General features: G+C 71.7%; 8 protein-coding genes. 4 read left to right on the top strand and 4 right to left on the bottom strand.

The features are described 5' to 3' along the window. Window positions 1-144 precede the first annotated feature (144 nt). Together AB0P35_RS02485 and AB0P35_RS02480 are read left to right on the top strand one after the other, a co-directional pair. Window positions 145-1,152 (top strand): helix-turn-helix domain-containing protein, encoded by a 1,008-nt coding sequence (locus AB0P35_RS02485; protein ID WP_363505365.1) that lies wholly within the window; start codon window positions 145-147, stop codon window positions 1,150-1,152. A gap of 91 nt (window positions 1,153-1,243) precedes the next feature. After that, complete coding sequence (locus tag AB0P35_RS02480; RefSeq protein ID WP_363505363.1) at window positions 1,244-2,011, top strand: MBL fold metallo-hydrolase; 768 nt, start codon at window positions 1,244-1,246, stop codon at window positions 2,009-2,011. Between the two features lie 34 nt (window positions 2,012-2,045). On the opposite strand, the gene AB0P35_RS02475 is transcribed toward AB0P35_RS02480, so the two are convergent. Further along, entirely contained in the window at window positions 2,046-2,495 is a 450-nt protein-coding gene (locus AB0P35_RS02475; RefSeq protein ID WP_363505360.1) for an SRPBCC family protein, read from the bottom strand. A gap of 8 nt (window positions 2,496-2,503) precedes the next feature. Further along, on the bottom strand, window positions 2,504-2,920 hold the full coding sequence (locus AB0P35_RS02470; RefSeq protein WP_363505357.1) for an SRPBCC domain-containing protein: 417 nt from the start codon (window positions 2,918-2,920) through the stop codon (window positions 2,504-2,506). Window positions 2,921-3,029: 109 nt separating this feature from the next. Between AB0P35_RS02470 and AB0P35_RS02465 the strand changes: the two genes are divergently transcribed. Then, window positions 3,030-3,341, top strand: a complete 312-nt coding sequence (locus AB0P35_RS02465) for a metalloregulator ArsR/SmtB family transcription factor (protein ID WP_363505354.1) — start codon at window positions 3,030-3,032, stop codon at window positions 3,339-3,341. A gap of 49 nt (window positions 3,342-3,390) precedes the next feature. Next, on the top strand, window positions 3,391-3,747 hold the full coding sequence (locus AB0P35_RS02460; protein ID WP_363505351.1) for an SRPBCC family protein: 357 nt from the start codon (window positions 3,391-3,393) through the stop codon (window positions 3,745-3,747). A 233-nt stretch (window positions 3,748-3,980) separates the two neighbouring features. Here AB0P35_RS02460 and AB0P35_RS02455 read toward each other — a convergent pair whose 3' ends face one another. Beyond that, on the bottom strand, window positions 3,981-5,519 hold the full coding sequence (locus AB0P35_RS02455) for a GH25 family lysozyme (RefSeq protein ID WP_363505348.1): 1,539 nt from the start codon (window positions 5,517-5,519) through the stop codon (window positions 3,981-3,983). A gap of 372 nt (window positions 5,520-5,891) precedes the next feature. Beyond that, window positions 5,892-7,679, bottom strand: coding sequence for a serine/threonine protein kinase (locus AB0P35_RS02450; RefSeq protein ID WP_363505345.1), 1,788 nt, complete (start codon window positions 7,677-7,679; stop codon window positions 5,892-5,894). Window positions 7,680-7,790: the final 111 nt, after the last annotated feature.

Below are 7,790 nucleotides of genomic sequence, written 5' to 3'. Positions count from 1 at the left end.
CGGGGCGGGGGCGGGGCCCGCCCCCCCCCCCGCACGCCCGAACAAGTGCACCTTTTGGAAATCGGTTCGTTCCGCTGGCGGATGGCCGGTTCTGACAGAAGCCGGTCATTGCGGACGGGCCTGCCGGGACATGAGGATCGTGGCATGGCCGAACCGAGCAGAGTCGTCATCGCCGCCTTCCCGGGCGTCGAGCTGTTGGACGTGACCGGGCCGGCGGAGGTGTTCTCCATCACCTCGCGCCTGCTCGGCCCCGACAAGCCCGGCTACCGGGTGGAGGTCGCGGCGGCGCGGGCCGGGGAGCTCCAGACGTCCGGCGGTGTCCGGTTGGTGGCCGACGTGGCGCTGGACGCGGTGGGCGGCGGGGTGGACACGCTGCTGGTGGCGGGTGCGATGGACATGTCGGCGGGCCGTGTCCGAGCGGTGGTCGATCCGGTCGTGGCCGGCTGGCTTCCCGAGGCGGCGACCCGGGCCCGCCGGGTCGCCGGACTCTGCGCCGGTGCACACCTGCTGGCCGCCGTCGGCCTGTTGGACGGCCTGACGGCGACGACGCACTGGCTGACCGCGGGCCAGCTCGCCGCCGACCACCCGCGCATCGACGTCGACCCGGACCCGATCTTCGTCCGGGCCGGACGGGTGTGGACCTGCGCAGGGGTCACCGCCGTCCTGGACCTGGCGCTGGCCATGGTCGCGGAGGATCACGGCCAGGCGCTGGCTCTCGACGTGGCCCGCGCGATGGTCATGTACGTGAAGCGGCCCGGCGGGCAGAGCCAGTTCAGCGTGCCGCTCTCGCTCCAGGCGCCGGCCGACGAGCGCATCGACGGCCTGCGCCACTGGATCCACAACCATCTGGCCGAGGACCTGCCGGTGCAGGTCCTCGCCGACCGGCTTCACCTCAGCGTGCGGCACTTCTCCCGGCTGTTCCGCCGCCGCACCGGCCACACCCCCACCGACTACCTGGAGGCCGTCCGGCTGGAGGCCGCGCGGCGGCTGCTGGAGGAGAGCGACCGCAGCCTGCCGGCCATTGCCGCCGACACCGGCCTCGGCTCCGTCGAGACGCTGCACCGCACCTTCAGGAATCGGCTCGGCACCACACCGGCCGAGTACCGCCGCCGCTTCCGCTCACCCGAGGCGGCCGCACCCCGGACGGCCTGACCCACCTACACCACGCACCTCCCACGGCAGGACGGCGCCCGAGCGGCACCGCCTGTCCATCCCGCCATGCCCACCTTGCAACGGAGCCCCCATGTCACGCACCAAGGTCGTCGCGATCCCCGTCCTCGGCAGGCACGCCATCAACGCCTACCTGCTGATGGGCCGCCACCCGGTCGTCGTCGACGCCGGCACTCCCGGCAGCGGACCCGTGATCCGCGACGGAATCGTCCGCCACGGTGTGGACCCTTGCGACGTCGAGCTGATCGTCATCACCCACGGGCACATCGACCACTTCGGGTCCGCCGCCGAACTCCACCGCCTCACCGGCGCACCCGTCGCCGGGCATGTCGCGGACCTCCAGCCGTTCCGCACCGGACGGGTTCGCGAACCGTACCTGCCGACGGGCCCGATGGGCCGCCTGATGGACCGGAACCCGAAACTCCACGCCACCGCGGAACCCTTCGAGCCCGACATCCTGGTCCGCGGCGAGACGAGCCTGCACGACTTCGGGGTCAACGCGCGCATCATGCCCACCCCCGGCCACACCGCCGGCTCGATCTCCGTCCTCACCGACGACGGCGACCTGGTGGCCGGCGACCTGGTCGCCAACTCCTTCATGGGCCTCATCCCCGGCCGCCCCGCCAACCCGCCCTTCCACGACGATCCGCAGCGCAACCTGGCCAGCCTGCGCGAGATGCTCGCCCTCGACCCGACCAGGCTGCACGTCGGGCACGGCGTCCCCCTGGCGCCCGGGCGCGTCCGCGCCTGGGCGGCAGCCGAGCAGCGGCGGCTCGACACGTTGGCGGCGGGCGGCCGTCTCCGCGCCCGGGGACAGGACCCGGACCCGCACCGGTGCTGACCGCTGCGACCGGACTCGCGCCAGGTGAAGTGACTCAGGCGGGCCGCTCCAGGAGCGCCTTGAGGCGGGCCAGGTCCTTGCTCTGGGCGCGGCGCATCGCGGCTGACATCGCGGGGGCTGCGAGCGAGGCGAAGCCGCTGGGCTCGCCGCGGTTGCGCAGGGTCATGCGGGTGCGGGCAGTGTCCTCGCCGTACGGCTCCCAGGTGTAGGTGGTCTCCATGGGGAAGGGGCCCTGGCTCGTCCGCATGACCAGCCGTCGGCCGGGCTCGTACGCGGTGACCTCGTAGGTGTAGGCGAGGCGCCGGCCGAGGAACCGGGCGGTGAACGCGATGCGGGAGCCTGCCGCGACGGGCGGCGGGGTCTGCCAGGTGACGGAGTCGATGTTCTCGTACCACTCCGGCGCCTGCGAGGGGTCGGCCGCGTAGGCGGCGACCCGTTCGCACGGTGCGGCGATCACGGTCTCGGTCAGGACGTCGACCTTCATCGGGGGCCTCAGACGGTGAAGAAGGGGTTGGGCTTGCCCGTCTCCGCGTACTCCTTCAGGCGGGTCATCAGGATGCCCCAGGTCTCGCTGGTCATCGGGATCTCGGCCTCGCTCTCCGGGAAGCCGGAGTGGGAGAACGCCACGCGGGTGCCCTCCGGGACGGCGGTGAGCTCCCAGGTGATGGTGGTGCCGCCCCAGTGGGGAGGGAAGGCGCCGACGTTCACCCAGACGACGCGGTCCTCGTCGGCCTGGTCGCGGCGGAGCCGGAAGGGCTCCGGGACGCCGGGGAAGTTGAAGTACAGGACCTCGTCCTTGCGGTTCACGTCGTTGGTCCACCAGCCGGTGAGGCCGTCGTGGGTGTTGAGCGCCTCCAGGACGCGGGCCCGGTCGGTGGCGATGTCGGTCTCGTAGGTGATGGCGGCCATGGGGTGCTCCTGATGGGTGGGATTCCCCGCGGGGGGGGGCTTACTTAAGTTCAGACTAAAATAATCCGCGCCGCGACGGCAAGCTGAAGCCTGGACTAAAATTCGAGGCATGGACGCGGTACAGGTGATAGCCGAACCCAGGCGGCGCGAGATCCTGCGGCTGATCTGGGATGACGAGCTGTCCGCGGGCGACATCGCGGCCCGCTTCGAGGTCACCTTCGGGGCGGTGTCGCAGCACCTCAAGGTGCTGCGCGACACCGGTCTGGTTACGCTGCGCAAGGACGGGACCAAGCGCTTCTACCGGGCCGACCGGGAGGCGCTCGGCCCGCTCGCCGACTACCTCCAGGCCATGTGGGGCACGAGGCTCGACACCCTGGCCAGGCTTGCCGAAGAGGCCGAGCGGAACGAGAACCCCTCATGACGACGCCCACGGACACGGTCACCCTCGAACGGAGAAGTGGCTGTCCTGGATGGGCGCCGACGGCGTGTTCTCCTTCGAGGCCGGCGGCGCGTACCGAACCCGTGTCACCGGGGAGTACGTCGCCTCCGGCCGCTTCCTCACCGTGGACCCGCCGAAGCGGCTGGTCTTCACCTGGGGCTGGGAGACCGGCGCCATGCCCGTCCCACCCGGTTCCAGCACCGTGGAGATCACCCTGGAGCCGGTCGCCGACGGCACTCTGCTGAGGCTGGTACACAGCGGACTCCCGTCCCCGGAGGCCTGCGCTGCGCACGGAGAGGGCTGGCAGCACTACATCGACCGCCTCGCGCTCCGCGCCGAGGGCGGCGACCCCGGCTCGGACGCCTGGATGCAGCAACCGGCGCAGTGACCCTCCGGGTGCGGCGCGCCGTCAGCCGCCGAGGGCGTGGGCGTGGGCGCAGCATCCTGGCGCGAGCTCGCCGCCGAGCGCGCAACGGATGCGCGCGCCGGGCTCGTTGAGACCGACGATCAGGCGATCGGCCGTGCTTCGCCGCCGCTCCGCACCCGGATCACCGGGACTGATTCCGGCCGGGCAGGGCCTGCCGCACGGACCCCGCCCGTTCCGAAGGACTGTCAGGCCGGCTACCGCAGAACGGACTCGACCATGACGCCGCAGGGCGTCGAGTCGGCGGTGTCGCCGTCCGTGAGCGGCTTGCGCACCACGGACAACTTCGACTCGCCCTCCCAGGGGTCGATCCGCACCGCGTCCGCCGAGTTGTCGACGACCACCGAGTCCAGGACCCGCCAGCCGCGGTCGGGCTTGAACAGCGCCACCCGCAGGTTGACCTTCCCGAAATCGCTCGCCAGCGACAGCCACACCCGGCCGACCGGGATGTCGGGGTCTCCGACCCACACGCGGGGAACCGGCACCACGGTCGCCTCGCCGAATCCGGTCTTGAGGGGTACCACTGCGACGCCCATGGCGTCCTCCTTCTGTCGAAGCGAGCCGGTGGGAACCGGCCGCGTGGGGGTGGAGTAGCCGTTCCAGCGCCAGAGCGGCATCTCCCTACCGCCGCGCGGGTCACGCGGGTCGGCCGTCGGCGGGCACACGCCGTCGGGGAACCGGGGCGCGAAGTACCCGACGACATAGGGGTCGCTCCTGCGGAACGTGTGGGACCAGACGCCGTTGCCCTGCCCGTTCTGCCCCGGAGGAAGGCTGTTCCCGCCCTTCGTGTAGACGTTCTGCGCGTCGAAGCCGACGACGATCTCGGTGTGCTCGCCGTTGCCGAGGTTCACCCAGGCACCCACGGACGGATACAGGGACCAGTAGCCCTTCGACCGGGCCCAGTCGGTGAAGTCCTGCACGTTGTCGGTCTTCTTCACGATGGAGGCGAGGCCGACGTCGTGGTACATGTCCCATTCGAAGATCACGCACCAGGCAACGCCGTTCTCGCCGAACTCCTCACCGAACGGGGTGAGGTTGTTCCAGCCGCCGTTGCTGTTCCAACCCTCGTAGATCTTCTCCTCGATGCTCATCACGTGGTCCGTCAGCCGGACCCAGTCGGGCACACCGGCGGGCGTCGGCGTCACCGGGCCGACCGCGCCGTCCGCAGCCGGCTGCCCGGCCCACGCCTTCAGCTCGTCGAGCGAGGCGAACCTGCCCACGCTCTGGTCCAGCGGCTTGTCGGTGTACTGGTGGAACAGCCACGGGTGCTGGATGGGCGGCTGCCCCGCGGGGTGGCTGTAGTCGGCGATCCACAGGCCGTCGGCACAGTTGCCGTTCTGATCGACGTTCAGCCAGTTGCTGGTGTCGGTGTACAGGATGACCTTGTGGCCGTGCGCCGCCCCCTTCACGTACGCGAGCCAGGCGTCCTTGTAGGCGCGGGCCTTCTGGTTCGTGACGTGCTGCCCGTACCACTCCCAGTCAAGAATGAGGATCTCGCCGCCGAGCAGGCGCGTCTGGCTCAGGAAGTGCTTGGCCTGCGCCACGGGGTCGCCGGCGATGTTCGGGTAGTGGTAGAAGCCGAGGGCGATGCCGGCCGTACGTGCGGTCTGCGCCTGGCCGGCCATTCTCGGATTGGTGTACGAGGTCCCTTCGGTGGCCTTGACGAAGAGGAACTGCTGGCCGGACACGTTGGGGTGCTCGGGCTGGTACACCGACACGTCATATCCGTGGATCATGCGCTCGTCCTTTCCGGCGCGTCCCCAGGATGCGTCTTCGGGTGCCGCGGACGACTGGGCGTGGCTGTCCGACGAGCGGACTCGGGGACCGCCCGGCTCAGCGGTGCGGAACGGTGCGGGCCGCCGGACCGGGACGTACTCCCAGCGCAGTTGCACCGTACGTTCACCATCTCACCGGCGCGCAGGCCCCTCAACTCGGCCTCGGATCGATTACGCAGCGTCCTGATTACTTGATCCGTCGACAGTTTCCCGCAGGTGATTCGGGGATGTGATCGGCGGTCCTGTCCAGGTGCCGGGAAAGGCCCGACCGGATGCGACGCAGCCGAGGCGCACGTCGACCGTGGGACACCACCGGCCGGCCCGGTGGCGCCGTCAGCCCGACGGGGGCACGAACCACTGCTGCGAGCGGTTGCCCGGCGTGCAGGTCTGCATGGTGGCGGCGCTGCCCGTGCCGTTGTCGGTCAGGCAGGTCGAGCTGCTGTAGTCCTTGAGGTAGACGGCGCCCTGGGTGGGGGCACTGGTCACCGTCCAGCGGTACGTGACGCTGAAGCCCGAGGAGAGTTCGGCGTTGTTGCCGTTCTGGACGAGTTGCGGCTTGCTCATGTTGCAGGGGTAGAGGCTGTACCAGCCGCCGGGGTCGGGGGCCGAACGCATCCAGCCGTAGGACGTGTTGCGGCCCACCACCGCGCTCGTCCCGCCGGCCAGGCCCGAGGCGGCGAGGCCCAGCCGCTGGCCGCTGCCGACCCCGGTGATGTAGCCCCAGCCGGTGCCGCCGCAGCCCTGGGGCGGCCCGGTCTGCGCGGGGGTGGTCGCGGGTGCCGTGGTGGCCGGGGTGCCGGCGGGCGGCCGGGCGGCTCCCCCGGTGTTGGTGGCGCCCCCGCCCGTGCCGGTGCCCGCGCCGGCACCGCCCGCGGCACCACCACCGGCGGCGCCCGCACCGCTCTGGTCGGACACCGGGTTGCCGGGCTGCTGTCCCGGTACGGCCTGCGGGCTGGTGGCGCCGCCAGGCGGGGGCGACGCCGCGCCGCTACCGCCGGTACCGCTCGCCGCGGCCGACGCTGCGCCCGGGCTGAACGGCGCCGCGACCGAGGGCTGCGGCCCGGCGCCCTGCGCGCGGGACTGCCACGGCGCCTGCTCGATCAGGACCACACTGCCGACCCCGGCCGAGATCACCACCGGGATGATGATCGGGACGATCAGTCGGCTGCGCCGGTGCTGTGCGGGCTCGGCGGGAGCGGTGCGGGGGGTGTCGGCCTTCGGCGCCTCCCGCGGGACGGGCTCGGGCACGGTGGCGAACACGGTGGGTTCGCGGACCGGCTGCCCGGCGCCCGGCCGGGCGGCCGCCGCGCGGCCGGCGGCGGCCATCGCGCCGGCGTCGGGGAAGCGCTGTGCCGGGTCCTTGGCGAGGGCGGTCGCGACGAAGTCGCGGACGGCCCGCGGGAATTCGTCGGACAGCCGGGGCGGGGGCTGCTGGATGTGCTTGAGCACGATCTCCAGGACCGTCTCTCCGGTGAACGGCAGCCGGCCGGTGAGCAGTTCGAAGCAGACCACGCCGATCGAGTACAGGTCGCAGAGCGGGGTGGTGGACTTGCCGTCGGCCTGCTCGGGGGCGATGTAGAGGGCGGTGCCGAGCACCGAGTTGGTGGTGGTGATCTTCGTCCCGGCCATCGCGTGGGCGATGCCGAAGTCGGTCACCGTCACGCCGCCGTCGCTGCGCACCATCAGGTTGGACGGCTTCAGGTCGCGGTGCACGATGTCCTGCTGGTGCGCGGCGTGCAACGCGTCCAGCGCGTCGGCCAGGAGGCCGAGCGCCCGCGCGGGCACCATCGGACCCTCGTCCGCCAGGACGGAGTTCAGCGGTCTCCCGTCGATGAACTCCATGACGATGTAGGCGATCTGCTCGTCCGCGTCGTCGGCCGGCTCGGCGTAGTCGTGCACGTGCACGATGCCCGGGTGCCGGAGGGTGGCGAGGAGTCGCGCCTCGCGCCTGAACCGCTCGGTGAAACTGCGGTCCGCCAGCAGCGCCGGCTGCATGATCTTGACGGCGACCTGGCGCTTCAGCACACCGTCGTCGGCGCGCCAGACCTCGCCCATACCGCCGCTTCCGACCCGTTCGGTGAGCGTGTAGCGCCCGCCGAGCACGGTCCCCCGACCCCACATGCCGGCCCCCTCGTCGTGACCTGTCGCCGACAGACCGTCAATTCGCGGCTCGGTCTGCCAGATGACGAACCATCCGGTTCGACCTCGGACGTACCGGCTGTGTCACGGCCC

The organism is Kitasatospora sp. NPDC085879 (genome assembly GCF_040686255.1).
Taxonomy (GTDB): Bacteria; Actinomycetota; Actinomycetes; order Streptomycetales; family Streptomycetaceae; genus Kitasatospora.
The sequence above is the reverse complement of the archived record's forward strand: the minus strand, read 5'-3'. Positions and strand labels throughout refer to the sequence as shown.